26 protein-coding genes and 2 tRNA genes are annotated in these 26,008 nt (G+C 56.1%); 22 read left to right on the forward strand and 6 right to left on the reverse strand.

The genetic code is table 11. The annotated features are described in order from the left end of the window. Positions 1 to 9: 9 nt before the first annotated feature. Positions 10 to 744, reverse strand: a complete 735-nt coding sequence (flgF, locus tag H1Y61_RS16610) for a flagellar basal-body rod protein FlgF (protein ID WP_015914941.1) — start codon at positions 742 to 744, stop codon at positions 10 to 12. 325 nt (positions 745 to 1,069) lie between these two features. Between flgF and motA the strand changes: the two genes are divergently transcribed. The 6 genes from motA (at position 1,070) to H1Y61_RS16640 (ending at position 6,491) form a co-directional block, all read left to right on the forward strand. Next, positions 1,070 to 1,945 (forward strand): flagellar motor stator protein MotA, encoded by an 876-nt coding sequence (gene motA / locus H1Y61_RS16615; protein WP_174110000.1) that lies wholly within the window; start codon positions 1,070 to 1,072, stop codon positions 1,943 to 1,945. Continuing rightward, positions 1,942 to 2,901 carry a FliM/FliN family flagellar motor switch protein gene (locus H1Y61_RS16620; protein WP_180573239.1) on the forward strand — a complete coding sequence of 320 codons (960 nt, stop codon included), beginning with the start codon at positions 1,942 to 1,944 and terminating at the stop codon, positions 2,899 to 2,901. Before motA ends, H1Y61_RS16620 begins: the two co-directional genes overlap by 4 nt. Before the next feature lie 63 nt (positions 2,902 to 2,964). Then, positions 2,965 to 3,612 (forward strand): flagellar motor switch protein FliN, encoded by a 648-nt coding sequence (gene fliN / locus H1Y61_RS16625; RefSeq protein WP_180573240.1) that lies wholly within the window; start codon positions 2,965 to 2,967, stop codon positions 3,610 to 3,612. 29 nt (positions 3,613 to 3,641) lie between these two features. Then, positions 3,642 to 4,685 (forward strand): flagellar motor switch protein FliG, encoded by a 1,044-nt coding sequence (gene fliG, locus H1Y61_RS16630; protein ID WP_015914937.1) that lies wholly within the window; start codon positions 3,642 to 3,644, stop codon positions 4,683 to 4,685. Between the two features lie 271 nt (positions 4,686 to 4,956). Then, positions 4,957 to 6,042: a flagellar biosynthesis protein FlhB gene (gene flhB, locus H1Y61_RS16635; protein WP_174109995.1), complete on the forward strand. Its 1,086-nt coding sequence runs from the start codon at positions 4,957 to 4,959 to the stop codon at positions 6,040 to 6,042. Between the two features lie 5 nt (positions 6,043 to 6,047). Continuing rightward, complete coding sequence (locus tag H1Y61_RS16640; RefSeq protein WP_015914935.1) at positions 6,048 to 6,491, forward strand: hypothetical protein; 444 nt, start codon at positions 6,048 to 6,050, stop codon at positions 6,489 to 6,491. Positions 6,492 to 6,824: 333 nt separating this feature from the next. Here H1Y61_RS16640 and H1Y61_RS16645 read toward each other — a convergent pair whose 3' ends face one another. Both H1Y61_RS16645 and H1Y61_RS16650 read right to left on the reverse strand, forming a co-directional pair. Further along, positions 6,825 to 7,703 (reverse strand): DUF6030 family protein, encoded by an 879-nt coding sequence (locus tag H1Y61_RS16645; RefSeq protein ID WP_180573241.1) that lies wholly within the window; start codon positions 7,701 to 7,703, stop codon positions 6,825 to 6,827. Between the two features lie 129 nt (positions 7,704 to 7,832). Then, positions 7,833 to 9,989, reverse strand: a complete 2,157-nt coding sequence (locus H1Y61_RS16650; protein ID WP_180573242.1) for a TonB-dependent siderophore receptor — start codon at positions 9,987 to 9,989, stop codon at positions 7,833 to 7,835. A gap of 267 nt (positions 9,990 to 10,256) precedes the next feature. Between H1Y61_RS16650 and H1Y61_RS16655 the strand changes: the two genes are divergently transcribed. Beyond that, positions 10,257 to 11,153 (forward strand): MurR/RpiR family transcriptional regulator, encoded by an 897-nt coding sequence (locus H1Y61_RS16655; protein ID WP_180574538.1) that lies wholly within the window; start codon positions 10,257 to 10,259, stop codon positions 11,151 to 11,153. 8 nt (positions 11,154 to 11,161) lie between these two features. On the opposite strand, the gene H1Y61_RS16660 is transcribed toward H1Y61_RS16655, so the two are convergent. After that, positions 11,162 to 12,787, reverse strand: coding sequence for an ABC-F family ATP-binding cassette domain-containing protein (locus tag H1Y61_RS16660; protein WP_174109987.1), 1,626 nt, complete (start codon positions 12,785 to 12,787; stop codon positions 11,162 to 11,164). A 604-nt stretch (positions 12,788 to 13,391) separates the two neighbouring features. On the opposite strand from H1Y61_RS16660, the gene H1Y61_RS16665 reads away from it, so the two are divergent. The 5 genes from H1Y61_RS16665 (at position 13,392) to H1Y61_RS16685 (ending at position 18,861) form a co-directional block, all read left to right on the forward strand. Further along, complete coding sequence (locus tag H1Y61_RS16665) at positions 13,392 to 14,450, forward strand: glycosyltransferase family 4 protein (RefSeq protein ID WP_174109986.1); 1,059 nt, start codon at positions 13,392 to 13,394, stop codon at positions 14,448 to 14,450. After that, the gene (locus H1Y61_RS16670; protein ID WP_174109984.1) at positions 14,447 to 15,418 is read left to right on the forward strand and encodes a glycosyltransferase family 2 protein; all 972 of its coding nucleotides are present in this window, start codon (positions 14,447 to 14,449) and stop codon (positions 15,416 to 15,418) included. Before H1Y61_RS16665 ends, H1Y61_RS16670 begins: the two co-directional genes overlap by 4 nt. Positions 15,419 to 15,686: 268 nt before the next feature. After that, positions 15,687 to 16,898, forward strand: coding sequence for a hypothetical protein (locus H1Y61_RS16675; RefSeq protein WP_174109982.1), 1,212 nt, complete (start codon positions 15,687 to 15,689; stop codon positions 16,896 to 16,898). A 2-nt stretch (positions 16,899 to 16,900) separates the two neighbouring features. Next, positions 16,901 to 17,554 carry an ABC transporter ATP-binding protein gene (locus tag H1Y61_RS16680; protein WP_174109980.1) on the forward strand — a complete coding sequence of 218 codons (654 nt, stop codon included), beginning with the start codon at positions 16,901 to 16,903 and terminating at the stop codon, positions 17,552 to 17,554. 41 nt (positions 17,555 to 17,595) lie between these two features. Continuing rightward, a complete protein-coding gene (locus H1Y61_RS16685) occupies positions 17,596 to 18,861 on the forward strand; it encodes a hypothetical protein (protein ID WP_180573243.1) in 1,266 nt (421 codons plus the stop codon). A gap of 152 nt (positions 18,862 to 19,013) precedes the next feature. Here H1Y61_RS16685 and H1Y61_RS16690 read toward each other — a convergent pair whose 3' ends face one another. Beyond that, positions 19,014 to 19,400, reverse strand: coding sequence for a GNAT family N-acetyltransferase (locus tag H1Y61_RS16690; protein WP_174109977.1), 387 nt, complete (start codon positions 19,398 to 19,400; stop codon positions 19,014 to 19,016). 175 nt (positions 19,401 to 19,575) lie between these two features. Next, positions 19,576 to 19,650 (reverse strand) — tRNA-Thr (locus H1Y61_RS16695). Between the two features lie 150 nt (positions 19,651 to 19,800). Between H1Y61_RS16695 and H1Y61_RS16700 the strand changes: the two genes are divergently transcribed. The 10 genes from H1Y61_RS16700 (at position 19,801) to H1Y61_RS16745 (ending at position 25,882) form a co-directional block, all read left to right on the forward strand. Then, positions 19,801 to 20,049 (forward strand): hypothetical protein, encoded by a 249-nt coding sequence (locus H1Y61_RS16700; protein WP_015914888.1) that lies wholly within the window; start codon positions 19,801 to 19,803, stop codon positions 20,047 to 20,049. Positions 20,050 to 20,183: 134 nt separating this feature from the next. After that, positions 20,184 to 21,476, forward strand: a complete 1,293-nt coding sequence (murA, locus tag H1Y61_RS16705) for a UDP-N-acetylglucosamine 1-carboxyvinyltransferase (protein WP_015914887.1) — start codon at positions 20,184 to 20,186, stop codon at positions 21,474 to 21,476. A 99-nt stretch (positions 21,477 to 21,575) separates the two neighbouring features. After that, positions 21,576 to 22,046 carry a DUF2948 family protein gene (locus H1Y61_RS16710; RefSeq protein WP_180573244.1) on the forward strand — a complete coding sequence of 157 codons (471 nt, stop codon included), beginning with the start codon at positions 21,576 to 21,578 and terminating at the stop codon, positions 22,044 to 22,046. Positions 22,047 to 22,080: 34 nt separating this feature from the next. Further along, a complete protein-coding gene (gene hisD, locus H1Y61_RS16715; protein WP_180573245.1) occupies positions 22,081 to 23,379 on the forward strand; it encodes a histidinol dehydrogenase in 1,299 nt (432 codons plus the stop codon). 3 nt (positions 23,380 to 23,382) lie between these two features. Then, positions 23,383 to 23,856 carry a UPF0262 family protein gene (locus tag H1Y61_RS16720; protein ID WP_087727250.1) on the forward strand — a complete coding sequence of 158 codons (474 nt, stop codon included), beginning with the start codon at positions 23,383 to 23,385 and terminating at the stop codon, positions 23,854 to 23,856. A 10-nt stretch (positions 23,857 to 23,866) separates the two neighbouring features. Further along, complete coding sequence (locus tag H1Y61_RS16725; protein ID WP_180573246.1) at positions 23,867 to 24,370, forward strand: arsenate-mycothiol transferase ArsC; 504 nt, start codon at positions 23,867 to 23,869, stop codon at positions 24,368 to 24,370. Between the two features lie 121 nt (positions 24,371 to 24,491). Continuing rightward, entirely contained in the window at positions 24,492 to 24,710 is a 219-nt protein-coding gene (gene infA, locus H1Y61_RS16730) for a translation initiation factor IF-1 (RefSeq protein ID WP_004435948.1), read from the forward strand. 16 nt (positions 24,711 to 24,726) lie between these two features. Further along, positions 24,727 to 25,347 (forward strand): Maf-like protein, encoded by a 621-nt coding sequence (locus H1Y61_RS16735; RefSeq protein ID WP_180573247.1) that lies wholly within the window; start codon positions 24,727 to 24,729, stop codon positions 25,345 to 25,347. 56 nt (positions 25,348 to 25,403) lie between these two features. Beyond that, positions 25,404 to 25,613 carry a DNA gyrase inhibitor YacG gene (yacG, locus tag H1Y61_RS16740; RefSeq protein WP_015914881.1) on the forward strand — a complete coding sequence of 70 codons (210 nt, stop codon included), beginning with the start codon at positions 25,404 to 25,406 and terminating at the stop codon, positions 25,611 to 25,613. 193 nt (positions 25,614 to 25,806) lie between these two features. Beyond that, positions 25,807 to 25,882, forward strand: a tRNA-Phe gene (locus tag H1Y61_RS16745). Positions 25,883 to 26,008: the final 126 nt, after the last annotated feature.

Genomic DNA, 26,008 nt, shown 5'->3' on the forward strand with positions numbered 1-26,008 from the left:
AGTCACCGGTCATTTGCTACCGCCCAGCGTCTTGATCGTTTCGCTCATGCTGTTTTCAGTCTGGCTCATCGATGCCGAAATGCTTTCGAAAGCGCGGCTGACCTGGATAAGTTGCGTCATCTGGCTGATGCCATTGACGTTGGATTGCTCGACATAACCCTGCATGACGCCGATTGTCGCGTCATCGACGACGGCCTGCGGCCGGTCGGTGGTGATAACGCCACTATTTTCGGTGCGCAGATAGCCCTTGGAAATATCCGCCGTGAACAGGCCGATCTGGCTGATCTGGCGGCCGTTCTGGTTAATCGTGCCGTCGGCGCCGACATGCGGCTCACCGCCATTGGGATCGAGCTGAATAGGTCCGCCACCGGCATCCAAAACAGAATAGCCGCGCACCGAGACCAACTGACCGGTGGATGTCATGGTAAAACGACCGTCACGGGTCAGAGCCGGGCCGGCCGGCGTATCAATGCTGAACCAGGCGTCGCCCTTGACGGCAAAATCCAGGGTACCGCCGGTTTGCAGCATTTCGCCGGATTGGGTATTCAGATAATCGTTGCCTTGAGACACAAATGCGATCTTGGCATTCTGATCGTTGCCGGTGCGGCTGACCACTTCGTCAAATTTCACCTCGGTGCCGCGAAAGCCAACCGTATTCACATTCGCCATATTGTCGGCGATGGTGGTGAGACGTTTGTCGAGCGCCCGTTGCGACGACAGGGATACATACATGCCGGATTGCATTAAGAGTTACCTCCAAGCCTTGAGTTCGTAACCAAGACCAGCAGGCCTGACGTCCACCGCCATTGTTCCGTCACGCAGGATCATTCTGCTTCGGGCTACAGCGTGTTTTTTGCGGTCCGTCACGGTTGCTCGCCTTCCATCATGGAACGTGGTTTACCGTTCATTGACCCTATTCATGCGCGCAAATGCTTGCGCGAAACTGTCCGGGACCATCACCCGTTAATGCCAATCACCAAGGACATCAGTGCGCCGGGCCATCAGCCTCACGCAAGGCAGGCTGCCTATCGGTGATATGCAAGAGAAACGTGCGAAATGCAGGCGCTACATGATTATCATTATCGGATTTGTTATTATCATCGGCAGCATCATCGGCGGTTTCATGGCTGAGCATGGGCCGGTTGAGCGTCTGTTTCAGCCTTACGAATTGCTGGTCATCGGCGGCGCTGGCGTCGGGACGTTCATCATGGCCAATACCATGAAAGTGGTGAAGGATTCCGGCAAAGCAATCGGTGAAGCCTTTGGCCACAAGGTGCCAAAAGAACGCAACTACCTCGATGTTCTCGGCGTGCTTTATTCCCTGATGCGCGACCTGCGCACCAAGTCGCGCAACGAAATCGAAGCGCATATCGACAATCCGGACGAATCCTCGATCTTTCAGACAGCTCCCAACCTGCTAAAAAACCGGGAGCTGACCTCCTTCATCTGCGACTATGTTCGCCTGATCATCATCGGCAATGCCCGCAGCCATGAGATCGAAGCCCTGATGGATGAGGAAATCAACACGATTCTGCACGACAAGATGAAGCCCTACCATGCGATCGTCGCGGTGGGTGACAGCTTTCCCGCTATCGGTATCGTCGCCGCGGTTCTCGGCGTCATCAAGGCGTTGAGCTATATCAATGAGCCGCCACAGGTTCTGGGCGAGTTGATCGGCGCTGCCCTTGTAGGCACCATGCTCGGCATTCTGCTCTCCTATTGCGTCGTCAACCCGATCACCTCGCAAATCAAGATCGTCCGCACCAAGCAGCATCGTCTCTATATCATCGTCAAGCAGACACTGCTTGCCTATATGAACGGTTCGGTTCCGCAGGTTGCCCTTGAATATGGCCGCAAGACCATTTCCTCCTATGAGCGTCCGTCCATCGATGCCGTAGAGCAGGAAATGATGAATCCAGGCGGCGGTAACGAGAAGGCTGCATGACCATGAGCGAGAACGCCCAGCCCCAATCCCTGCCAAAACCGATGGACCACGCCTTGCTTGCTCGTCTTACCGGCGGCCTTGGCGATATGAAATCCGTCGAAAAGCTTTGCCAGGATTTCGGTCAACTCTATAGCGAGTTCCTGCCTGACGTTTTTCACAGCGAAACCAACCTGACCATCGAAGTCGGTTATCTCGGCTTTAAAAGCGGCCTGATGCGGGATCTGATCGCCAGCCTCGGTGATAATTTCGTGCTGGCCAATACCTCTCTGCGCAACTGGTCACAAAACTTCGTCATGGCCTGCGGCAATGGTTTTGTCATCACCCTGATGGAAACCCTGCTCGGCGGCATGCAGGAATTCATCGGTGAGCCGATCAAAAGGCCGCTGTCGAATATCGAACTCGACCTGGCGGTGATGGTCTTTGAACGGATCGCCAATGTGCTGCGCTCCGGCGTCAATGCGACCGGGGGCTTTGAGCCGATTTTCGAGCGGCCGCACAATTGGGAAAACCGTCTGAGGCAAGATGGCGAACAGATCGAGGAGTTCGGCGCCCTGGTGCATATGAGCATCAAACTGGGCAAGATCACCTCCGATTTCGCCCTGATCATTCCGCAGAAAACCCTTTTGAAGACCAATGTCACGGCGCCAAAATCGAAAAACCAGGTCTCCAAAGCCCGCAAGGAATGGGCCGAGCAGCTGGCGGAACAGGTGCGCAAGAGCCAGGTCACTCTGGAAGGCCGCATCAGCCTGCAATCGCTGAGCCTGTTGACGGTTTCCAAGCTTGCGGCCGGCGATGTGATTCCCTTTCTCGAAAAGGGCGATGTGACAGTCGATGTCAGCGCCAACGGGCGCGACCTTTATACCTGCGAATTCGGGCGCGCCGGCGATCACTACACCGTCCGGGTGAAGTCGATGCACAGTACAGATAGTGAGCTTTTACGTCATCTCATGAGATGACGATTTTCCCTGCTGCATCCATGGCAGCAGGTTGAGGCAAGTTTCAAAGGGAATAGTATTTGCATGGCTACGAAAAAAACACCCGTAAAAGATGATGATGCCCTGGCGATGCCATTGGGCGATGCCGATCTCGATCAGGCAATCGATGACCTGCGCGGGGTCTTGAAAAGCGACAGCGATGGCGGTCTGCCGGATATCGGCGCCGATTTCGGGGGAACCGATTTCGCAGCCGCTGGCGCCAGCGACTTCGGCGATGCCGCTGGCGGCCTTTCCGATTTCGAGAGCGATTTCGGTGGTGGCGCAGCCACCGGTGCCAGTGATTTCGGCACCAGCGACTTTGGAGGCAGCGATCTCGGCGGTGGCGATTTCGGTGGCGGCGATTTTGGCGGGAGCGAGTTGGGTGGTGCTGGCAGCTTCGATGCAGGACCGGCCCATCAGGCACCGGGCAGCGCTCTGGACTCCAATCTCGACCTGATCATGGACATCCCGATCGATGTTCAAATCGTACTGGGTTCCAGCCGCATGCCGGTTTCGGGCTTGATGAATCTTGAAGAGGGCGCAATCATAGCGTTAGATAAAAAGATCGGTGAACCTGTGGAGATCATGGTTAACGGTCGACGGATTGCCCGCGGAGAGATTACAGTTCTTGAGAATGACGATACGCGATTCGGTGTGAAATTGATCGAAGTTATGAGCACCAAGACGTCCTGACCCCATGAACGGGCCAGAGAGGAAAGACCATGATGGACTTTGACGATTTCGGCGGACCGGTAGCGGGCAAGCCACTGAGCCAGGCCGACAAGGCAGCCGCCGTGTTGTTGGCCATGGGCAAGGGCGTGGCGGGAAAGCTGCTGAAATATTTCACGCAGGCCGAACTGCAGATGATCATCAATTCGGCCCAGACGCTCAGAACCATTCCACCGGACGAACTGGCCGAACTGGTCGGCGAATTCGAGGACCTGTTCACCGAAGGCGCCGGCCTGATGGACAATGCCAAGGCCATCGAGGAAATCCTCGAGGAAGGCCTGACGCCGGAAGAAGTTGACGGCTTGCTTGGCCGGCGCACAGCCTTCCAGGCGTTCGAAACCTCGATCTGGGACCGCTTGCAGGATGCGGACCCCGATTTCATTGCTCAGTTCCTGTTGCGCGAGCATCCGCAGACGGTTGCCTATATCCTGTCCATGCTCCCCTCCTCCTTCGGCGCCAAGGTGCTGATCAAGCTGCCGGACAGCCGCCGCGCCGATATCATGAACCGTACGGTCAACCTGAAGAATGTCAGCCCGCAGGCCGCTCAGATCATTGAGAACCGTGTGGTGGAACTGATCAGCGAGATCGACGCGGAACGCAATTCGGTGGGCACCGCCAAGGTGGCCGAACTGATGAACGAGTTGGAAAAGCCGCAGGTCGATACCCTGCTCGAATCGCTCGAATCGATCAGCAAGGAATCCGCCACCAAGGTCCGTCCGAAGATCTTCCTGTTCGAGGATCTGCTGGTCATGCCACAGCGCAGCAGGGTCATGTTGCTCAACGATATTTCCGGCGACATTCTCACCATGGCGTTGCGCGGCGCCTCGAACGAGATCCGCGAATGTGTGCTCTCGGCCATCAGCCCGCGCTCGCGCCGCATGATCGAATCGGATCTGCAAGCCGGAACGGTCGGAATCAATCCGCGGGAAATCGCTATCGCCAGACGTGCTGTCGCGCAGGAAGCTATCCGTCTTGCCAATTCCGGCCAGATCCAGCTCAAGGAACCGGAAGGCGACAAGGATACGGCTGCCGCCTGACGCTGCACAGGCTGGCATGGAGGCGGCGTGACCATGTTTCATGGCGCAGCCTGCACGCCACTGTTGACAATACCGCGACCCAGCGATCCGAATGGACTGAAAGAGTTGAAGGCCGGAATAGAGAGCGTTAAGCTTTCTGCTCCGGCCTTTGCGCGTTTTATAAAATACGCGTTGCTACAGCGCCGGAAACTGGCATGCAGACTCCCATTATAATTCCTTGATGCATCGCATAAGGTGCTTGACGCTGTAATCAACCGACCGAGGTCCCGACATGGCAGATGATGAGGACCAGGAAAGTAAAACCGAGAGCCCGTCCGAGAAAAAAATGCGGGACGCGGCAGAACACGGCAATTTGCCGATCTCGCGCGAGGCGCCGTTATTTGCAACGACGCTGGCCTTCTACATCTATTTTGTATTTTTCATGCCACAGGGCGTCTCCACACTTTATCAGACCCTGCGCGACCTGATGGAAAAACCGGATCAGTGGATCATCGGCACCGGCACAGACGTGATTTCCCTGTTCGTGCATCTGGGTTGGTCGATGGCCGCCATGCTTGGTCCGGCCCTGTTATTGTTCATGCTTTTTGGCCTCACCCAGTCCTTTGCCCAGCATTTGCCAAGCTTCGTTCTTGATCGCATTACCCCCAAGATGGAACGGTTATCGCTGATCGGCGGAATAGGGCGGATGTTTTCGGTCATGGGCTTTGTCGAATTCGGCAAGTCGCTGTTTAAGATCATCGTCGTCGCGATCATTATGTTCGTTTCGATGCGCGGCCAGTATTTCGGCACTTTGGATGCAATGCTGTCCGATCCGCAGATCATTTTCGTCAAGCTTTCCGATATCGTCCAGGAAATGCTTGTCATCGTGCTATTTGCCACCGGCCTGCTGACGGTGATGGACCTCGGATGGCAGCGATACAACTGGTATCAGAAACTGCGCATGACCCGGCAGGAAGTGAAGGACGAACACAAGCAATCCCAGGGCGACCCGGTCGTCAAGGCACGCCAGCGTTCCGCCCAGCGCGACCAGGCCCGTCGCCGTATGATGAACAACGTGCCGCGCGCCACGATGATCATCACCAATCCCACCCATTTCGCCGTGGCCCTGCGCTATGTGCGCACCGAAATGGAAGCACCGATCGTGCTTGCCAAGGGTCAGGATCTGATTGCATTGAAGATTCGCGAAATCGCCGAGGAAAATAATATCCCGATTTTCGAGGATCCGCCGCTCGCCCGCTCCATGTTTGCGCAAGTCTCGGTGGATAGTGTCATCCCACCGATATTTTACAAGGCCGTCGCTGAGATAGTACAAAGACTATACGCTGCCGACAGCAAGAACAAGAGGCGGTTACGCTAAAGAACATGAAAAAATGCAAATATACGACTGAACGCGAAAAAATAGTTGCACAAGCTATTAGCCCCGTCGCCTCAGAACTACGGTTACTGGATGCGGCGGACCTGATATCGCTGATCCGTCTGGAGTTTTTCGGTAATATTGCTGATCTCGTGTCTTCTGCCGCTGAGCTTTACTTTCATCCCGGCACGGTCAATTTCGGTGCCGCAGGCGAGTACAAGCTGGACTGGGGCGAGACGCCTGAAGTGGTTTTGGACCTCGAAATCAAACCGCGCGACATCACCATCTATGCGCAACTGACGTTGAGCCACGACCATGCCGGGTTGGAGATCAACCACATCTCCTTCAAGAACCCATCGGCCGACCCGCATGAAAACACCGCCCTTCTGGCGCAATGCATGAACGAAGCCCGCTTCGTGCCCAATCTCCCGGCACCCAGTTTTGTCATGTAAGGGATTATACCCAGAGTCATCGCTGATGACCCTGGGTATTCTATATATCAATATCTAAACCCCTGGGGCCTTGAACAGACTGTAAGATATTCGAAATTACACAGTGCCGTGCGCCTTATACGAAGAATCATTGAAAATGACTCTTCGTATTCCCTTTGAAAATATCTCAAGCCTCTGATGCATTTGAGGTATTTTCAATTTTTCAAGTCAAGGATGCGTCAGCATCTTCGAGACTTGGTATTATAGGCCCACGGCACTGAGCCAGGCATTATCTCATCCCCGCTCAACGCGCTGTCAGCGCCTTGCACCCAAACTTTTCCCGGTTTCCAAAGCTTATCTCCCTCCCAAAACCTGTCTGGGCCAGAAACTGGCTGTCAGAGGCGCCGTCTTCAGGCTTGGCTGCGCATTCAGCGCGGCTCTCGTGCGCCGCTCCAGCTCTCCATCATCCTCAGGCATGAAGATAATGTTATAGCGCTCTGGCCCCATGAATTCCTTGGTGAATTTCAAAGATATGCCGAAGTGGTTGGCCTCGAAGGGTTCAAGCGAGCGCATCCGGTCGAAATCACCGGCAAAATCCGGCCAGCGACTGGCGTTGAGAATGAGATCAAGGGCAGCATCATAACGCTGCCAGATCTGCTGACTGGATTTGACCTCGATGACCTTGATCCGGATCTGGGTGATCTGGCCATCCGGTGTCCCCCGCACCACCATGAAGAATGAGGGGGCGTCACCATCAGGCTTTGTGGCTGGCAGACTGGTTTCAGCGATACAATTGAAAATCCCGGGCGAGAAAGGATTCTGGACCCAATCGGCAGTCCCCAGCCCCGCCGCCTTTATCTGCTCACAAAGCGTCTTGCCGGAAATACGAAACTTGCGCACCGGCGCTGCAATGTCGAGCAGCGGCGGCATGTCGAAAAATCGGGCGGGTACCATCACCTGCTCGGAGGGCATCTGCGCGGACGCGAGGCGTTTTCCCCGCAACACAATCGGTTCCGGCTCCTCTCGGCTTTGCCAGGGCAAGACATCTTTAACGCTCTCGATCAGTTGATTGAGCCGGCGCTGATCGTCTGCGGTCAACACCGCGATAGCGATGCTGCAACAGAATAACAGGAAAATCACGGCAAACAGCCTCAGCCCTCGCCGCCGCATGCGGTGGGCTTCCAGGCTTCCGTCCGGCCTTTTATGGCCCGAAGGGAGGTCGCGCTGCTGCATCCATAGGTCCGGTCTTCATCACAATAGGCTTATGCCACAAAATTCCTTGCAAAGAACTATATGATGACGCGAGCGATCACAGGAAGATTTTACTCGCGGAAAACCGGTCCCCTTTTTCCCTATCAAATTCTAGAATTTGACACTGGCCCTCACGGTGACATTGAAGGGTTCCCCAACCTGGTTGGCGTAATTGGTCGAACCGATCGATGAGGTATAATAGGTCTTGTCGAAAATATTTTTCAAATTCACCTGAAGCGTCAATGGACGCTCAAAGTTGAACGTGTAAGCAGCGAACAGATCGACGACCGCATAGCCGGGCAAGAAATAACTATTGTTGTTGATGCCTGCCCGCTTGCCCACGGCGCGGATGCCGCCACCAACCTTCAAGCTGTTGCCATCGCCGCCGATGTCACCGACATCATAGGCCACGGACAGACTACCGGTGTGGCGGGCGACATTGGGCAATTGCTTGCCGGCATAATCCGGGTCCTCCAGCACCTTGGCATCGGTATAGCCATAGCTGACAATGGCTTGCCAACGATCCGTCAACTGACCGGCCACATCGACCTCGACGCCCTGCGAGCGCACCAGCCCCGCCGTCTTGACCACGCTTTCGCCACCAATAGTCTCGGAATAGGCGACATTCTTCTTGCGGGCGGAAAACAGTGCGACATTGGCGCTCAAGCCGTCCATAAGCTCAAATTTGCTGCCGATCTCGTAGGATGTCCCCTCTTCCGGGTCGAGATTGCCATAATAGCTTGATATCGACGATTGCGGACGGAAAGTCCGGGCCGCATTGGCGTAGAGCGATATCTGCGGCGTCAGCTTGTAGACGATACCGCCATTGGGAATGAGCGCATCGCCATTGCTATCGGTATTGGCATTGAAGGGCCGCCCCTTGCCCGCATAGAGATCGTAATATTGGTAGCGCAGACCACCGACCAATATCCATTGGTCGGTCAGGTGCAGGCTGTCCTGCATATAGACCGAGGCCGTCGATAATTGTTCCGTCTGGTCGCTGTCGGAAGCTGAAACCGTGTTGCATTGCGCCAGATTGCCGTAAACCGGATTGTTGATGTTGAAATTGCTGGAATTGGCGCAACGCAGCATGTCGGTACGCAGCGTATCGCTGTAATCGTAGGAAACGCCAAACAACAAGTCGTTCTGCAAACCGCCGATCTCGACTTCGCCGGTCAGGTCGGCCCTGACCGCGTGATTGTAGCTGGTGGAATATTGCGTGGCATCGGCACGGCGCGTTACGGCACCGGTTGCGGAATTATAGCCGGTGACGCGGGCCTGGTTGTCGGAATATTCGTTGCGGCTATAGGCATAGTTCAGGGACAGTTTCCAGTCGTCGCTCACCTGCCGGTCAATCGACACCTTGGCCAGATCTGATGTGCCATCGGTAATGTTATATTTCTCATCCAGCCGGGTGCGGCGGCTCAGATCCACCGCATGACCGGTGGTCAGATCGAAGATCGTGCCGCGGTCAAAGGGCACGCTGTAATCCTCATGCATATAGGAAACCGTAACCTCAGTATCCTCGCCACTCCAGCTCAAGGATGGTGCAACCATCCACTTCTTGGTCTCTCCGAAATTGCGCCAGTAATCGCTCTTCTGACCTTCTGCGATAAAACGATAGGAAAAGTCGGTACCGGAAATCGGACCGGTCACATCCAGCCCGGAGGTCGAGCCATATTTGCCAGCTCCATATCCGGTGACACTGCTATAGACCTCGCCGGAAAACACGTCCTCCGGCTTCTTGGTGACGACATTGACCATGCCGCCAGGATCGAGAATGCCGTAAAGCGTCGAGGCCGGCCCTTTCAGTACCTCGACCCGGTCGGTGGTGGCGTTGAAGGAAAACGGCAATGCGGTCTTCATCCCATCGGTCAGGATCGAACCGTCGCGATTGTCCCCAAAGCCACGGCGAATGACGGCGTCCTGCGTGCCGCCCAGCGTATTGGCCTGGGTAATGCCGCTGATATTGGCAAGCGCATCGTCCAGCGAGCGAGCACCCTGATCCTTCAAAGCCTCGCCGCTCACCACGTTAACCGCCTGCGGCACATCCAGCAGCGGCGTATCGGTGCGCGTTGCTGTGCTGGTGGAGAGCGGCTGATAACCGCGAGTCGATTTTTTGCCCGTCACGGTAATGGTCTGAAGCTCTGTCGTACCAGCCGTATCCCCGGCCTGACCGGACACATCTTCGGCGCTGGCTGGCAAAGCGACGGACGCCAGCAACAGCGCCGCTATCATCCGACCACGGCTTTTGCCGTTGCCACGCATCAGTCTCGCCGTTCGCCCCACAGCTTTACCCCCAAAATTACAATGTCATTCGCTTGTTCTCTGGGCTTTTCCAATTGATGAATGTAGTAGTCAACTTTAAAACCCCGTAGCTGCCGGGCAAAAAGGCCGCTAAAGCGGCATATACACGGAAAATCGGATGGGCAGCCTGCCCCTTTGCGGCAGGTATTCAAAGGTTTTGGTGGAGAAATGCCCGATCTGGACAATGAATGCGGGCGACTACTACAGGATCAGGAGCACAGCCAAGGAATGGGCAGGCAAGGCGAACGGACCGGCAAATCACGGCGCATCGACCGGTATGGCGAGCGGCTGAAAAAGCGCCGCGATCAGCTGTCACCCGGCCTCGTGACCGTCGCCGATTATATCGATGGCCATCGCCATGCGGTGTTGAGCAAATCGGCGCTGGAAATCGCCTTCGAGACCGGCACATCCGACGCCACCGTGATCCGCGCCATTCAGGCGCTGGGCTTTCGCGGCCTGATCGACCTGAAGGAAACGCTGAAAACCTATCTGGGCGAAACCGATTCCCCCATCGAGAAAATGGCCGCGACCACCGAGGACATCAGCGGTAACAGCGATGCCGCCGTGAATTTTGTGCTGGAAAACCAGCAGACTGCGCTGGCGGCACTGGCAAGCCCGGAAAATCGGGCCGCTCTTTCCAAGGCAGCCCTCCTGATGGCCGAGGCCCGCGCCATCGGGGTTTTCGGCATCGGCGCATCCGGCATTATCGCCAGTTACGGCGCAAGGCTGTTTTCGCGCTCCGGGTTTCCCTCCTATGCGCTCAACACCACAGGAATTTCGCTGGCCGAACAATTGCTCGGGCTTGGCACCGGCCATGTGCTGGTCATGCTGCTGCATGGCCGTCCGCATCGCGAAGCCATGACAGTGATTTCCGAGGCCAAGCGGCTGGACGTGCCGCTGATCCTGGTGCTGGGGCAGGCGGAAAGCGTGCTGCGCCAGCATGCCAGCGTCAGCCTCGTCGTTCCGCGCGCCAAAAGCGAGCAGGTGGCGCTGCATGCGCCCTCACTGGTGGTGATCGAAACCCTGGCGCTGGCGCTTTCGGCTCTCAAACCGGAACGGACGCTGGAAACGCTGAACCGGCTGGTGGAGCTGCGCAGCGCCATTCGCCCCGACAAACGTGGGTAACGACTTGATTATGCCGCGTGCAGGCCGGGCGCTTCCTGCCCGGTGCGCTCCACATATTCCGTATAACCACCGCCATATTGATGGATGCCATCCGGCGTCAGTTCCAGGACGCGGTTGGACAAGGCGGCCAGAAAATGCCGGTCATGGCTGACGAACAGCATGGTGCCTTCATAGGCCGACAATGCCTTGATCAGCATTTCCTTGGTATCGAGATCCAGATGGTTGGTCGGCTCGTCCAGAACCAGCAGATTTGGTGGGTCGAACAGCATGGCCGCCATCACCAACCGGGCTTTCTCGCCGCCTGACAGCACCCGGCAGCGCTTTTCGACATCGTCGCCGGAAAAGCCGAAGCAACCGGCCAATGCCCTGAGCGGCGCCTGCCCTGCCTTCGGAAAGCTTTCCTCCAGCCATTGCAGCACAGTGCTATCGCCATCCAGCACATCCATGGCATGCTGGGCGAAATAGCCGAGTTTGACACTGGCGCCGATGCTGACCGTGCCTTGATCCGGCTCGGTTGTGCCGGCAACCAGCTTCAGCAGCGTCGATTTTCCAGCGCCGTTGATGCCCATGATGCACCAGCGTTCGCGCCGGCGGACCATGAAATCCAGACCCTGATAAATCGTCCGGCTGCCATAAGCCTTGTGGACATTCTTGATATTGATGACGTCGTCACCGGAGCGTGGCGCGGGCAGGAAGTCGAACGCCACCGTCTGGCGACGGCGCGGCGGCTCGACCCGGTCGATCTTGTCGAGTTTCTTCACCCGGCTCTGCACCTGGGCGGCATGAGAGGCGCGCGCCTTGAACCGCTCGATAAACTTGATTTCCTTGGCCAGCATTGCCTGCTGACGCTCGAATTGCGCCTGCTGCTGCTTCTCGTTCTGGGCGCGCTGGCCCTCGTAAAAACCATAGTCGCCGGAATAGCTGGTCAGCGAACCGCCATCGATCTCGATGATCTTGGTGACGATCCGGTTCATGAACTCGCGGTCATGTGAGGTCATCAACAAGGCGCCATCGTAATTCTTCAGGAAGCTTTCCAGCCAGATCAGGCTTTCGAGATCGAGATGGTTGCTGGGTTCGTCAAGCAGCATCACATCGGGCCGCATCAATAGAATACGCGCCAGTGCCACGCGCATCTTCCAGCCACCCGACAGCTTGCCGACATCACCATCCATCATCTCCTGGGAAAAGCTCAGCCCATCCAGCACCTCGCGCGCCCGGCCTTCCAGAGCGTAGCCATCCAGCTCTTCGTAGCGCGCCTGGACCTCGCCGTAGCGCTCGATGATCGCATCCATTTCGTCCATCCGGTCGGGGTCCGACATGGCACCTTCCAGCTCGCGCAATTCTGCCGCCACTGTGCTGACAGGCCCTGCCCCATCCATGACCTCAGCGACAGCCGAACGCCCGGACATTTCGCCGACATCCTGGTTGAAATAGCCGATGGTCACACCTTTTTCGGTCGCGACCTGGCCTTCGTCGGGCGATTCCTCGCCGGTGATCATCCGAAACAGCGTGGTCTTGCCAGCACCGTTCGGCCCGACCAGGCCAATCTTCTCCCCCTTGTTCAGGGCGGCAGAGGCCTCGATGAACAACAGGCGATGGCTGTTCTGCTTGGAGATATTTTCAATACGGATCATGTCACAAGGCCTGGAAACGGTGGTTTTTGCGCCTTATGGCACGGCTTGCGCGTCCTGTCGCGCCCATTTCTCCATCCGATGCTTCGGAATGGCCGATGCATAGCGGACCTTATACGAAGATTCATTGAAAATGTCTCTTCGTATTCCCTTTGAAAATATCTCAAGCCTCTGATGCATTTGGGATATTTTCAATTTTTCAAGTCGAGGAGGCGTCAGCATGTCAGAGACTTGGCATTAAAGGGCCTGCGATTGTCTCAAATCCGCCAAATGCCTGAATTATCGCGTATTTGCCATGTCACGAGCAGGAAAGCCTCCTGCAAAAACCCGATATAACGGCACAGGTGGAACTCATGCTTGACTTTGGAGGGCTGGCGACGAAAAAGCTGGCATTCACTATGCTTCGACGCGACATGCTTTTCCGTGACTGGCGGGAAAGCTAAAGGAGATGGCCCTCGTGCATTTTGCATCCGCAGCCCGGCATCTATTGTCTTTCCTCGGGTTGAAGACATCAAGGAAAACATTGATCGAGCGTCAAATCGATCATCTCAAGTCATTCGTAAGCTACGAGCCTTCCGGTGGGCGCCCTCCCCTGGACACTCTGGATATGTCCCGGCTGCGCATCACCTGGGTCATTCCGGATTTCATGCCGGGAGCGGGCGGCCATATGACGATTTTCCGGATCGCAAGCTATCTTGAACGCTTCGGTCATGACGTTCGCTTCCTGGTGCAGAATCCGAAGGTTCATAAAACCGCCGCAGCCGCTCTGGAAACGATCAACACCCATTTTCAGCCGTTTTCCGGATCCCTGGATCTGTTCAAGGGTGCGACGCCGCAAGCTGAAGGCGATGCCTTGATCGCAACAGACCGCTTTACCTGCTACCCGGTCAACGCCATGCAGGGCTTTACCCGCAAATTCTATTTCGTACAGGATTACGAACCGTCCTTCTATCCATCGGGGACGGAAGCCCTGCTCACCGAAGCAACCTACCGTTTCGATTTCGATTGTCTTTGCGCCGGCGATTGGCTGCATAAGCGCATGTCGCAGCAATATGGACGATGGTCGATGTCATGGCCGCTTGCCTATGATGCAGGTATCTACAATCTCAGCACCGGCACGAAGGAGCGCCGCAGCAAACGCATTGCCCTTTATGCACGCTATGTCACGCCACGCCGCGCTGTTGAGCTTGCCTTCATGGCCCTCGATATCCTGAGAAAGCGCAATGTCGATTTTGAAGTCGATTTTTTTGGTTGGCCCTTGGGCAAACTCGACGTTGATTTCCCCTATCGTGATCTTCGCATTCTGAAAGGTCCGCAACTGGCCGAGCTTTATCGCGAGGCAACCGTTGGCGTGGTATTTTCAGCCACAAATCATTCGCTGGTGAACAAGGAAATGATGGCTTGCGGGCTTCCCGTCATCGATCTCGATCTCGATACCGTCCGCTCGATCTTTCCCGACAATGCCATGGCCTTCGCCGAACCGACACCGGAGGGCATAGCCGATCAGATCGAACGCCTGCTCAAGCAGCCTGAGGAACGCGACCGTCTTCGGCAAGGCGGCCTTGATTATGTGAAGGACCTGTCCTGGGAGAAATCGGCGCGTCTCGTCGAGGCGGCAATCCGGGAACGGGTAACCCATGGTGCGCAGCAGGGAGCGCAATCATGACGAAATACCATTGCGCCGTGGTTATTCCGACCAAGAATGCCATGGCAGTCCTGCCGAAGGTGATGGAAAAGGTGCTTCACCAGCAAACATCCTGGCCCTATGAAATCATTGTCATCGATTCAGGCTCTCGCGATGGCACGAAAGACTATCTTTGCAGCCTGGAACGGGTGCGGCTGATCGAAATCGATCCGCGTGACTTCGGCCACGGCAAGACCCGCAATCTCGGCATTCAGACCGCAGATGCCCAGTTCGTAGCCTTTCTCACTCATGACGCGGAGCCTGTCGATGAACATTGGCTGGCGCGCATGGTCGCGGTCGCGGAACAGGATATCCGGATCGCCGGTGTGTTCGGCCGCCATATCGCCTACGATACCGCGTCGCCTTTTACCAAAAACGATCTCGACCAGCATTTCCGAGGCTTCCTGCATCATCCGCTGATCGTTCATAAGGACCTTGATCCGGCCCGCTATCAGGCCGATGAAGGCTGGCGGCAATTGCTGCATTTTTACTCTGACAATAATTCCCTGATGCGCAAATCCGTATGGGAACGTTTCCCCTACCCCGATGTGGAGTTTGCCGAGGATCAATTATGGGCGAAGAGCATTATCGAGGCTGGCTATTGGAAAGCCTATGCGCCGGACGCAGTGGTCTATCATTCCCATGACTACAGTTTCATCGAACAGCTTCGCCGGGCTTTCGACGAATCCCGCAACTTCACCCGGTATTTTGGCTATCGGCTCTCACCGAACCTGGGACAGGCTCTGGCCGGGATGGGCAAGTTTACCGTCCAGGCTTTTCGCCAGAAGATCGATCCGGCTTATGGAGCAATTACCTTTAGGGACAGGTTGAAACGGGCCACGCAACGCATCGCCCTGGTCGCCGGGCATTGTCTTGGCGCCAATCACGAAAAACTGCCTGGTTTTCTAACGGATCGCCTGTCCCTTGATAACAGGCTGTTCAAGTCCTAAATCGTCTTGAAACGCAAACGTGACATTCCAATTTCTCTCACGCCACGTTACCGCCATATCTACCGATGATATCAACAAAATAAGAAGGATCGGTCTGTGAGCGGCAGAACTGCTTGAGGTTCGCATCGAGATGCGATCTGCGAAGCAGTAATGAACGGCCTTGGCTGTTGCCCGTTGAGACGAAGCAATTGAGAATATATGAGCAAAAGGGTATGACCGTTACGGACAAAGGATGTTTCCGCATCGCTTGCGCCAACAGGAACGCAATATGAGCCTTGAAGTCGGTTTTCCCGTTCATGATGCCCAAAAGACCAATCGAGGACAAGCCGGCACCCCTGGCCTGTCTGAAAAAGGTATTGTCGGGACGCTGCTTGGCCTGTTTTTCACCAAGAAAAACTCTCTTATTGCTTTCGTGCTGGTGCCGAGTGTTTTTGCAGCGATTTATTATTTCCTGATTGCCAGCGGCCAGTATATTTCCGAGACCCGTATGGTTGTTCGCACCATCGGCGTCAGCGAACGTTTCGACACGTCTGAGCAAAGAGAAGGCCGCTCGATCATCGGGGGCGATTCGCTGACGCAGGATTCGTATATTGTCGCCAATTATCTGAAATCGCCTCAAATTGTCAGAAAGCTGGACACCGAAATCGGGCTACGCAATTTTTTCTTGAAAGACGATATCGACCCGCTATCACGCCTGTCCAGCGACCCCACATCCGAGGACCTTCATAAATACTGGATGCAGCATGTCGATACCTATGTCGACGGCCCGTCCGGCATTATCATTTTTACCGTTCGAGCCTTCTCGCCCGAGGATTCGGTCAGCATATCCAAGGCGGCTCTCGCCGCTGCCGATGAAATGATCAGCAAGATTTCCGACAAGGCCAAGAGCGACCTGGTTGATCGGGTCGAACACGACTTGATCAGCAGCCTAGAAGACTATCGCAAGGCGCTGGACGATCTGCGGGAATATCAGAACAAGACAGGTATTCTCGATCCGGTTTCGTCCGCAAAAATGGTCAGCACGATCATTTCGAAGCTGACTGAGCAGAAATTGAACCTGACAGTCGATCTGAAATCTCTTGAAGCCGCCAAAGCGGACAATACGGCGCGCGGACGAGAGCTTCGCCGGTCGATCCAGGCGATTGACGACCAGATACAATTGCGCCAGAACAGCCTGGCTGGCAAGGATACCAATGATCCAACTCAGCTTTCGACCAGTATGATCGAGTTTTCAAGGCTGGAAACCCGCCGGATCGTGACCCAGGCGCTTTACGAAGCGACAGTCAAAAATCTCGATACTGCAAAATCCACGGCACTGAAACGAACCACATTCGTTTCTATTTTCTCGGATTCGCACGCGCCAGAAAAGTCAAAATACCCTGAACGTTTTTCCGCATGGCTCATTCTCTCTGCGGGCCTCTTCACGCTTTGGATGACAGCAACCCTGGTCTGGATGTCGATCGAGGATCATAAGGCCTGACGATGATCACCCTTGAGAACGTAACGAAATATTACAAGACAGCGGCTCATCGCCGATTTATCCTGCGCAATCAGAGCATGCAGTTTGTTGCCGGGCGGTCCTATGGACTGCTTGGGGTGAATGGCGCAGGGAAGTCGACCACCATGCGGCTGATCTCTGGCGCGGAACTGCCCAACAAGGGGCGCATTCATCGCCAGGTGCGGGTGTCCTGGCCACTTGGCTTTGCCAATGGCCTGAACCATATGTTGAGCGGAAAGGAAAATCTGAAATTCGTCGCCAGGGCCTATGGCGAGGATTTTCACCGGGTGCTGCGCTTTGTCGCCGAATTTGCCGAAATTGGCAGCTATCTGAACGAACCGTTGCGCACCTATTCGTCTGGAATGGCGGCGCGTTTTGCATTTGGCCTTTCTATGGCCATTGAGTTCGATTGTTATCTTGTCGACGAAATAACGGCTGTCGGCGACTCGAATTTTCAAAGACGCTGCCGGGACGCCTTCAGGGCAAGACGTACAAAATCCGATGTCATCATGATTTCCCACGACATGGACACGATTAAGGATTATTGCGATGTCGTGCTTGTTTTAATTGACGGTCATATGGTGCAATTCGACAGTGTCGAAGAGGGTATCGCCACATATATGCGACTGAATCGCTAGAGTTTGCCTTGGGAAAAGTGGACGACGTGTCAGAGAAAACAGTGACAGACGACAAGAAAATGATTGAGGCGGACCTGCCTCCTGTGCTTGCGCGCAGTCAAAAACTGGCGTCTGCGCTGAGTTCCTATGCACGCGCCCTGACGTTCGAAAACCGAAGCCGCCGCAATCTCTATCGGCTTGCGGGCCTTGCTCCCCGCACACGCGACCGGGTATTTGCCGTCATTTTAATGATCTTTATTGGTGCAACATTCGTTTTGCCAATGAGCGGCAGCATCCTCTACTATGCATTTCTAGCAAGCCCCGGATATGCTTCGGAAGTACGGTTCATCGTGCGTTCCTCCGTTCCGTATCTGTCGCGCGACCGGTATTCGAGCGATACTGTCGAACCAAAGATGAAAATTGTCCAGGACACCGCCATCCTCCTGAACTATCTCAGCAGCCCGGCGGTCATCCAGGATTTGCAAAAATCTGTCGATCTTCACAAAATCTATGGTCGAGACGACATTGATTGGTTTTCTCGTCTTCGAAAAGACGCCACCCAGGACGACATCCTCAAATACTGGAAAAAGCGATATAGTGCTTCGGTAAACGCGAAGAGCGGCATTGTGGAGCTCGAGGTCACCGCTTTTACCCCGCAAGAAGCGCATGACCTGTCAAAATTGGTCCTGAAGCTTTCCGAGCAGCAGATCAACCAACTGAGTTCGGGAATGTGGGATGACCTTCTGGTCTCGACGCAGCGGGATGTGGACAATGCGACGAAGGAAGTCAGTGATCTCCGTGGGAAGCTTCGCGATACGCAGAATCAAACAGGCGTTTTCGATGTGGATCTGTCGGCCACCAGCATCATTACCGTGTTGACCAATATCGAATCGAGTATTGCCGATCTGAAAAGCCGCCGCATGGCTCTCAGCCAGAGCGTTAGCGCGAGTTCTCCGCAGGTGGCCGATATCGACAGGCGCATCGCGGCACTCGAGGAACAATCCAAAAGCATGCAGGCTAAAACTGCGGGCCTTTCGGCAGGTGCCGACGGTAATCTCGCCGATTACTCAAGCCTGTTCAACAAGCTTAACCTTGATCTGAAAATGGCAGAAAGCCGCATGAAATCGGCAATCAGTGACTTCGAAAAAGTGAAGCTGGTCAGCTCTCTGCAACTTGTCTATCTTGACAGTTTTACCGATTCAACACTGCCTGACACCAACAAATATCCAAGTACCGGTCTGAACCTGTTCCTGAGTTTGCTGACCTTTGGCGCTATCTGTGGCGCAGCGTGCGGAACAGTGCTGCTTGTTCGCAAGAAGCTCGACTGAATTTAGGTTTTGCCGCGATATGGTGTGACGTGTACCCAATAAATTAGGCTATTGGGATGCTGAATTTTGCACTTGTAGTCCCGCCGGGCAGAGAGAAAAGTTCCCATGGAGGCCCGAGGTTTAGCGGTCAGCGCCCGGGCAGGAGAAACGTCTTACTTCAGCTCCATAAGACCTGCCTCGGTATGCCGGAAGCCGCATTTCCGATAGAATGAAGTCAGATTCGGTTGGAAATCAACGTGCAACCACTTTGCACCGCGTTCTCGCGCCACATTGGTGGCCGCAACCACCATGCGAGTGGCGACCCCCTGTCTTCGTATTCTCGGATCGACACAGGTATCGAGGATAAAGGCGTGGATACCTCCATCCCATGCGACATTTACGAAGCCGACGAGCAGATCATCTTCATAAGCCCCTATATGCGTAAGACTGCGCAATAGGACACTTGTGAATTCTTTTCGATCAGGGCTGCTCCAAGCCTTGAGCCAAAGTAAATTCAGCTCGTCTTCGGATGGGAACGGATCAATTCGGAGTATCACCATTTGCCCGCCATCCACTCACCTTTGGGAGGCTATCGTTGCAATATGCTCCGTAGCAGTCGCTCATCGAGCATATTGATTGAATAAACTTCAATTCTGGTGAACAAGTCTAGAAGAAATGCTTCTGGATCACAACGACATGCAATGCAATCAGTCTAATGATTTCAATGGAATGTAATGGTGCTGCTAGAGAGATTTGAACTCTCGGCCTCTCCCTTACCAAGGGAGTGCTCTACCCCTGAGCTATAGCAGCATCTGGCGAAGCGGACTGTGCCGCTGCGGAACGAGTGGGCTATTGCCACAGGATGACGGGGCGCGCAAGCAGCAAAACGTGGTTGGGCGAATAAAATAGCAAAACCTTGCCTATCTTCCGGTTTATCCACATTTGCGCTATGACGCCGCTATGACAGACGAGACCGATACATCCAAAGCCGAGCGCGTGGCAGAAGCCAAGCGGATTGCTGCGCTGAACACCCAGGCGCAGGCCGAGCGCCGGCGTGAGCGGGCGGCTCAGAAATTGCGAGAAAACCTGATGCGCCGCAAAAGCCAGGCGCGGGCACGCCGGGCTGGCGGCGCCGATGAAACAGATGGATTGCCCGCCGCACATTTGCCCCAACCGGATGACACTGAAACCTCAAACAGCGAAACCTGACACAGCGAATTGAACGGCTGGCGGTTTTCCTCTAAACACCGCGTGCATTGCAGTGCCACTTTTTGCTGTCATGGCGCGACACACTCTTCAAACCAAGAAAGGCGGGGGCAGGCCTTGCCCCCTGATCACTCTTTATGGATCGTATCAGGATTGTCGGCGGCAACGCCCTTAACGGCATCATTCCAATCTCCGGCGCCAAAAACGCCGCCCTGCCCTTGATGATCGCCTCGCTCCTGACCAGCGACACGCTGACGCTGGAAAATGTGCCGCATCTGGCCGATGTTGAACTGCTATTGCGCATTCTGGGCAATCATGGCGTCGATATTGCCGTCAATGGGCGGCGCGAGCGCCAGTCTGGCAGCTATTCCCGTACCATCCATTTCACCTGCCGCACCATTGTCGATACCAATGCACCCTATGAGCTGGTCTCCAAAATGCGCGCCAGCTTCTGGGTGATCGGCCCGCTTCTCGCGCGTGAGGGCAAGGCCCGCGTCTCGCTGCCCGGTGGCTGCGCCATCGGCACCCGCCCGGTCGATCTGTTCATCGACGGTCTGCGCGCGCTGGGCGCCACTCTGGAGATCGACAGCGGCTATATCGAAGCCACCGCTCCGAAGGGCGGCTTGATTGGCGCGAGCTACACATTCCCCAAGGTTTCCGTTGGCGCCACCCACGTCATGCTGATGGCGGCATCGCTGGCACGCGGCACGACGGTGATCCACAATGCAGCACGCGAGCCGGAAGTGGTGGATCTTGCCAATTGCCTGAACGCCATGGGCGCGAAAATTACCGGTCAAGGTACAGCCACGATCACCATCGAAGGTGTTACCAGCCTGTCTGGTGCCCGCCACCGGGTTCTGCCGGACCGGATCGAGACCGGCACCTATGCCATGGCCGTGGCCATGACCGGCGGCGACGTGACGCTGGAAGGCACCGATATCACCCTGCTCGACACCGCCGTCGAAGCGCTGCGCCGGGCTGGGGCCGAAGTCTCTGCCATCGAGGACGGTATTCGCGTCATCGGCCATGGCGACGCCATTCGTCCGGTCGATATCGTCACCGAGCCGTTTCCAGGTTTCCCGACTGACTTGCAGGCGCAGTTCATGGGCCTGATGACCCGCGCCCAGGGCGTGGCACATGTGACGGAAACGATTTTCGAAAACCGCTTCATGCATGTGCAGGAACTGGCGCGACTTGGCGCCAAGATCACCCTCAGCGGCCAGACGGCCCGCATCGAAGGCGTACAGCGCCTAAGGGGCGCGCCAGTGATGGCGACCGACCTGCGCGCCTCCGTCTCTCTGGTCATCGCCGGGCTTGCCGCCGAGGGCGAAACTTTGGTCAACCGCGTCTACCATCTGGACCGCGGCTTCGAGCGGCTGGAAGAAAAGCTGACCCGCTGCGGCGCGATTGTGGAACGAATCAGCGACTGACCACGCCTATATTTCAAGCTCTTCAAGCAAGGCTGCCCGTTGCTTAATGACGGCGGGCAACCTATCTGCAAGAGCAAGTGCAATAGCGGGGCCATGCTGATGACCGATCTCAAGCTTCTATCGCTGGACGAGGAAGATCTCGCCATTCTGTCTGCCCATATGCAGGATGCGGTGTTCAAGCCGGCGGATGTGGATTATGCGGCAAAGTCCGGTGTGTTTTCCGTCGCTGTCAACCGTTTCGTCTGGGAGAAAGCCGGAAAAGGCGGCGGAATATTTCGCCGCACCAAGAGCTTCGAGCGCCGCCGGGCCTTACTCACCATCAAACGAGTGCAGGCGGTGCGCTCCATCGGCATAAGCCAGACGGACAAGGACCAGGTGATGAACCTGCTGGCTGTGACCTTCACCGCCGCCCAAGGTGATGGCAAGGGGAATGGCCCGGAAGGCCGGGTGGAGCTGGTATGCGCGGCGGGCGCCACCATTGCTTTGGATGTTGAATGCATTGAAGTACAGCTTGCAGATACCGGCGGCGCGTGGGAAACCACATCAAGGCCCCGGCATCCCGGAGCCTGAGGAATAGGCGGGCCGGAAGAAGGAATTAGGCGCAGTGGCAGTTTGGCTTGAGCAGGCATCGGATGATTTCGAGGCGCGGTTTGCCGCATTTCTCACCACCAAGCGGGAAGTGTCCGAGGATGTAAACGCAGTCGTCAGAACCATTATCGACGATGTGCGGGCGCGCGGCGATGCCGCCTTGGCGGAATATTCGCACAGGTTCGATGGGCTGGATTTCACAGTGACGCCCATGCGCGTCACCGAAGCTGAAATCGATGCGGCCTTTGCCGAGGTCTCGCCTGAACTGATCGACGCGCTGCACCTTGCCGCAGAGCGCATTGAGCGCCACCACGCCCGCCAGATGCCCAAGGACGATATTTACGAAGACGCCATCGGCGTCGGCCTCGGCTCCCGCTGGACAGCCATCGATGCGGTTGGCCTCTATGTGCCGGGCGGCACCGCAAGCTATCCCAGTTCCGTACTGATGAATGCCGTTCCGGCCCGTGTTGCTGGCGTGCCGCGCGTCGTCATGGTCGTGCCGGCCTCCGGCGGTGCCATCAATCCCACGGTGCTGGCTGCGGCAAAAATTGCGGGCGTGACGGAAATCTACCGGATCGGTGGCGCTCAGGCTGTCGCCGCACTCGCTTATGGCACGCAAACCATCGAACCGGTCGCCAAGATCGTCGGCCCCGGCAATGCCTATGTGGCTGCCGCCAAGCGCCATGTGTTCGGCACTGTTGGCATCGACATGATCGCAGGCCCATCGGAAGTGCTTGTGATCGCCGACAAGGATAATGACCCAGACTGGATTGCCGCCGATCTGCTGGCGCAGGCCGAACACGACCGGGGCGCTCAATCGATCCTGATCACCGACAATCCAGATTTTGCCAAAGCGGTTGAAGCGGCCGTCGAACGGCAATTGAAAACATTGAACCGCAGCGAAACTGCCAGCGCCAGCTGGCAGGATTTTGGCGCGCTGGTCATTGTCCCGAACCTTGGCGCCTCCGTGCCGCTTGCCAATCGCATTGCCGCCGAGCATCTCGAACTGGCTGTCGCCGATCCCGAGACGTTGATGGCGGGCATTCGCAATGCTGGCGCGATCTTCATCGGTCGCCATACGCCGGAAGTGATCGGCGATTATGTCGGCGGCTCCAATCACGTCCTGCCAACGGCCCGTTCGGCGCGGTTTTCATCCGGCCTGTCAGTGCTGGATTTCGTCAAGCGCACATCGATATTACGGCTCGGCCCGCAACAGCTTAGGCAATTGGCGCCGGCAGCAATTGCTCTGGCCAAGAGCGAAGGGCTGGACGCCCATGCACGATCCGTCGCCATCCGGCTCAATCTTGAGGAATAGCTGATGGCCAAGGGCGACTTCAAGCTTTTCGATGTCGTTCTCGATGAGACAATCGGGCGCTCGACGCCGGATGTCGAGCATGAGCGGGCGGTGGCGATTTTCGATCTGATCGAGGAAAACTCTTTCGAGCCGGTCGGTCATCCAGGTGGCCCTTATCGCCTCAGCCTGTCTCTTGTGAATGCCCGGCTGGTCTTCACCATCACCACGCAGGATGGCGAGGCTGTCGCCACCCATATCCTGTCGCTGACGCCGCTCAGGCGGATCATCAAAGACTATTTCATGATCTGCGAAAGCTATTACGAAGCGATCCGCTCGTCCACGCCCAGCCAGATCGAAGCAATCGACATGGGGCGGCGCGGCATTCACAACGATGGCTCGCAAACTTTGAAAGACCGGCTGAAAGGCAAGATCAATCTCGATTTCGACAGTGCTCGACGACTCTTCACGCTGGTCTGCGTGTTGTATTGGCGCGGCTGAGGCGTCTGGCATGAGCGACCCGACCAAAGATCCCACCGGCATCGGCGCCGATCACAGCCAAGAGAAGGCCATACCTCACTCCGTGCTGTTCCTCTGCGGTATGAATGCCGTGCGCTCGCCCATGGCCGAGGCCCTTGCCAAGAGGTTACTGCCATCAGGTGTCTATGTGGCCTCGGCGGGCGTGCGGCATGGCGAACGCGATCCTTTCGTTGATGTGGTGCTGGATGAAATCGGGCTTTCGCTGGGCAAGCGTCAACCGCAGACCCTGGACGAACTGGAGGACGACTTTTTCGACCTCGTTGTCACTCTGGCTCCCGAAGCGCATCATGCCGCCCTGGAACTGACTCGCTCCTCTTCCGTTGAGGTGGTGTATTGGCCTATGCATGACCCAACCATCGAGGCCGATACCCGCGACCAGCAACTGGCCGCCTATCGCGAGGTGCGAGACCGGCTGGCGGTGCTGATCGAGCAACGCTTCAAACGGCCAGGAACAAGCCCGCTTGGCGGTGTTTGAAACAAATTCGAAAAGCCCGATCTACAAGGTTCACAAAAGCCCAGTGATTGTGTAGGTTCCGGCCACATTTTGACCGGGGCGGTAGCCGCCTCGACGAAACACACAGAAAGACAAGGCATCAATGGCTAAAGAAGAAGTCCTCGAATTCCCCGGTGTCGTTACGGAACTGCTGCCGAACGCCACATTCCGGGTGAAGCTCGAAAACGAACATGAAATTATCGCCCATACGGCTGGCCGTATGCGCAAGAACCGCATCCGAGTTCTGGCTGGCGACAAGGTCCTGGTGGAAATGACACCCTACGACCTGACCAAGGGCCGTATCACCTATCGCTTCAAGTAACGGCGAGGAGCCGCCTATGGCCGGCAAACGCAAGCTGATCCTGGCCTCAGGCTCCCCCCGCCGCGTCGAACTGCTGCGGCAGGTGGGGCTGGAAGCCGATCGGCTGATGCCGATGGATCTGGACGAAAGCCCCCTAAAGAACGAGCAGCCGCGCTCGCTGGCGCGCCGCTTGGCAACCGACAAGGCCAAAGCCGCCCTGGAGGCCTGTGCTGACGAGGCGGATTGGAAAGGCGCTTTCATCCTGGCGGCCGATACGGTGGTTGCCGTTGGCCGTCGGGTGCTGCCGAAAACCGAATACAGCGATGAGGCCATTGCCGCGCTCAATCTGGTTTCGGGCCGCAATCACTGGGTGTTTACCGGTGTCTGCCTGATTACCCCGGATCGCAAGATCCGCCAGAGGGTGGTGGAAAGCAAGGTGCGCTTCAAGCGTCTGTCGGAAGCGGACATCAATGCCTATATTCTATCCGGTGAATGGCGCGGCAAGGCTGGTGCCTATGCCATCCAGGGCATTGCTGGCAGCTTTGTGCAAAAACTGGTCGGCTCTTATTCTAACGTCGTCGGCCTGCCCCTGTATGAAACCGTGCAATTGCTGGCAGGCGAAGGCATGGATGTGCAGGCCCGCTGGTCGGAAGGGTAGCCGCCCAGCAGGCAAGAGCCAGCGAGTTAAGGCTGATGCCAAGCAAAGGATAACAAATGAGTGACGAACCAGAACATACTGCCAAGGTAGAACCCTTGCGCAAACCCCTGCCCTGCCCGGAATGCGGCCATCCATCCCACCGCGAACACTACCCCTTCTGCTCCGACCGCTGCCGCACGCAGGATCTGTCGCGCTGGCTGAAAGGCTCCTATGCTATTCCCGTGGCCGAAGACGAATCCAACCCGGATGACGACGGTCGATTTTGAACTGAGACAGTCATTGTAATTTCATCGTAAGATATTGTTTTTAAATTACTTTCAATCTTTTTACATGCATCGTCAAAAAAGTGTCTTTTGGCGCTGGACATGAAAAATTTAGATGGTATAACCGCGCTGCTTCCGGGGGAAAGTTTTCCCCTAACGGCAAACAGAGCTTCAATAGCATTTGTTTGGCCAGGATGCCCGGATAGCTCAGTTGGTAGAGCAGCGGATTGAAAATCCGCGTGTCGGTGGTTCAAATCCGCCTCCGGGCACCATTTTTCCAAATAAAAATCGCTGGTATTCTTTGATTGGTGTGTCCATGAACGGGCTGCACCAAGGCTCGCACCAGTTTGTTCTCCTAGAGCATTTCCAGGAAACGTGGAAACCAGTTTTGCCGAAAA

Source organism: Agrobacterium vitis (assembly GCF_013426735.1).
GTDB classification, from domain to species: domain Bacteria; phylum Pseudomonadota; class Alphaproteobacteria; order Rhizobiales; family Rhizobiaceae; genus Allorhizobium; species Allorhizobium vitis_D.

Excerpts from the sequence above, each read along its gene's own strand:
- flgF (WP_015914941.1), bottom strand. The coding sequence starts at position 744 with ATGCAATCCGGCATGTATGTATCCCTGTCGTCGCAACGGGCGCTCGAC.
- motA (WP_174110000.1), top strand. The coding sequence starts at position 1,070 with ATGATTATCATTATCGGATTTGTTATTATCATCGGCAGCATCATCGGC.
- H1Y61_RS16620 (WP_180573239.1), top strand. The coding sequence starts at position 1,942 with ATGACCATGAGCGAGAACGCCCAGCCCCAATCCCTGCCAAAACCGATG.
- fliN (WP_180573240.1), top strand. The coding sequence starts at position 2,965 with ATGGCTACGAAAAAAACACCCGTAAAAGATGATGATGCCCTGGCGATG.
- fliG (WP_015914937.1), top strand. The coding sequence starts at position 3,642 with ATGATGGACTTTGACGATTTCGGCGGACCGGTAGCGGGCAAGCCACTG.
- flhB (WP_174109995.1), top strand. The coding sequence starts at position 4,957 with ATGGCAGATGATGAGGACCAGGAAAGTAAAACCGAGAGCCCGTCCGAG.
- H1Y61_RS16640 (WP_015914935.1), top strand. The coding sequence starts at position 6,048 with ATGAAAAAATGCAAATATACGACTGAACGCGAAAAAATAGTTGCACAA.
- H1Y61_RS16645 (WP_180573241.1), bottom strand. The coding sequence starts at position 7,703 with ATGCAGCAGCGCGACCTCCCTTCGGGCCATAAAAGGCCGGACGGAAGC.
- H1Y61_RS16650 (WP_180573242.1), bottom strand. The coding sequence starts at position 9,989 with ATGCGTGGCAACGGCAAAAGCCGTGGTCGGATGATAGCGGCGCTGTTG.
- H1Y61_RS16655 (WP_180574538.1), top strand. The coding sequence starts at position 10,257 with ATGGGCAGGCAAGGCGAACGGACCGGCAAATCACGGCGCATCGACCGG.
- H1Y61_RS16660 (WP_174109987.1), bottom strand. The coding sequence starts at position 12,787 with ATGATCCGTATTGAAAATATCTCCAAGCAGAACAGCCATCGCCTGTTG.
- H1Y61_RS16665 (WP_174109986.1), top strand. The coding sequence starts at position 13,392 with ATGTCCCGGCTGCGCATCACCTGGGTCATTCCGGATTTCATGCCGGGA.
- H1Y61_RS16670 (WP_174109984.1), top strand. The coding sequence starts at position 14,447 with ATGACGAAATACCATTGCGCCGTGGTTATTCCGACCAAGAATGCCATG.
- H1Y61_RS16675 (WP_174109982.1), top strand. The coding sequence starts at position 15,687 with ATGAGCCTTGAAGTCGGTTTTCCCGTTCATGATGCCCAAAAGACCAAT.
- H1Y61_RS16680 (WP_174109980.1), top strand. The coding sequence starts at position 16,901 with ATGATCACCCTTGAGAACGTAACGAAATATTACAAGACAGCGGCTCAT.
- H1Y61_RS16690 (WP_174109977.1), bottom strand. The coding sequence starts at position 19,400 with ATGGTGATACTCCGAATTGATCCGTTCCCATCCGAAGACGAGCTGAAT.
- H1Y61_RS16700 (WP_015914888.1), top strand. The coding sequence starts at position 19,801 with ATGACAGACGAGACCGATACATCCAAAGCCGAGCGCGTGGCAGAAGCC.
- murA (WP_015914887.1), top strand. The coding sequence starts at position 20,184 with ATGGATCGTATCAGGATTGTCGGCGGCAACGCCCTTAACGGCATCATT.
- H1Y61_RS16710 (WP_180573244.1), top strand. The coding sequence starts at position 21,576 with ATGACCGATCTCAAGCTTCTATCGCTGGACGAGGAAGATCTCGCCATT.
- H1Y61_RS16720 (WP_087727250.1), top strand. The coding sequence starts at position 23,383 with ATGGCCAAGGGCGACTTCAAGCTTTTCGATGTCGTTCTCGATGAGACA.
- H1Y61_RS16725 (WP_180573246.1), top strand. The coding sequence starts at position 23,867 with ATGAGCGACCCGACCAAAGATCCCACCGGCATCGGCGCCGATCACAGC.
- infA (WP_004435948.1), top strand. The coding sequence starts at position 24,492 with ATGGCTAAAGAAGAAGTCCTCGAATTCCCCGGTGTCGTTACGGAACTG.
- H1Y61_RS16735 (WP_180573247.1), top strand. The coding sequence starts at position 24,727 with ATGGCCGGCAAACGCAAGCTGATCCTGGCCTCAGGCTCCCCCCGCCGC.
- yacG (WP_015914881.1), top strand. The coding sequence starts at position 25,404 with ATGAGTGACGAACCAGAACATACTGCCAAGGTAGAACCCTTGCGCAAA.